Source organism: Oleiphilus sp. HI0123 (genome assembly GCF_001635315.1).
The window spans coordinates 1-953 of sequence record NZ_LWGE01000243.1; the positions used below are offsets into that span (position 1 = coordinate 1).

The 953-nt window shown below is 43.7% G+C and carries 2 protein-coding genes; both read left to right on the top strand.

Annotated elements, in window-relative coordinates; all coding sequences use genetic code 11:
• On the top strand, positions 1-273 hold a 273-nt coding region (locus tag A3761_RS02380; protein ID WP_156491520.1), incomplete at its 5' end, for an HD-GYP domain-containing protein.
• A gap of 2 nt (positions 274-275) precedes the next feature.
• Positions 276-953 (top strand): DNA-3-methyladenine glycosylase I (locus tag A3761_RS02385; RefSeq protein WP_068749728.1); only part of this gene is annotated, 678 nt, incomplete at its 3' end.

Consider the following 953-nt stretch of genomic DNA (forward strand, 5'->3'; position numbering starts at 1 on the left):
GCCTCTCATCATGAAAAATGGGATGGTAGCGGATATCCTCAAGGCTTAAAGGGTGATGCTATTCCACTGTCTGCGCGTTTAATGGCTTTGGCAGATGTCTACGATGCTTTGATTAGTAAACGTGTATACAAGCCAGCTTTTGATCATGACAAAGCTAAGTCAATTATCCTTGATGGTGAAGGGAGCCACTTCGACCCCAGAGTGGTGGCTGCTTTCATATCGTGTGAGGGCGAGTTTACGGAGATTGCAGCAGAATATAAGGATGACCATTAGCGATGATGTCTTTTACGGAAATTGAAGAAAGAGCCTATGCTCGTCACGGCGGGGCAATGCAAGTTAATGCCACGCTTAACTCCCCCTTATCCTCAGATGAAATTTTAGCGATATCTGATGACCGTTGGCTATCTGCCTTCTCAAAGATAGTCTTTCAGACAGGGTTTAACTGGAGTGTCATTGACAATAAATGGCCCGCCTTTGAAGAAGCCTTCGCTAACTTCAATTTGCGATATTGCGCGTCATTGTCTGATGAGGCGTTAGAAGAGAAAATGAAAGGCGGCAAGATTGTTAAGCATTGGGCAAAGGTTAGTTCAATTCGAGAAAATGCGATGTTCTTACTAGATCTTATAGAAGAGCACCGTTCTCTAGGTGAGTTTTTTGCATCCTGGAAAGCTGAAGATTTCACAGATAATATTCAGTTGCTAAAAGCGCGTGGAAATCGTTTGGGTGGACGGGTTGGTCAGATAGCTCTACGGCGACTAGGTGTAGATACCTTGGTTCTTTCAGCTGATGTTGTTGGAGCTCTAGCGCAAGCTGGTAGCATTAACAAGATGCCGAATTCAAAGAAAGCTTGGGCTTTGTTACAAGAAACGATTGATCAATGGCAGGCAGAAACAGCTTATTCCCTGAATAAAATTAGCCAGCTTTTAGGTTTGTCATACGGTGATATTTATGAG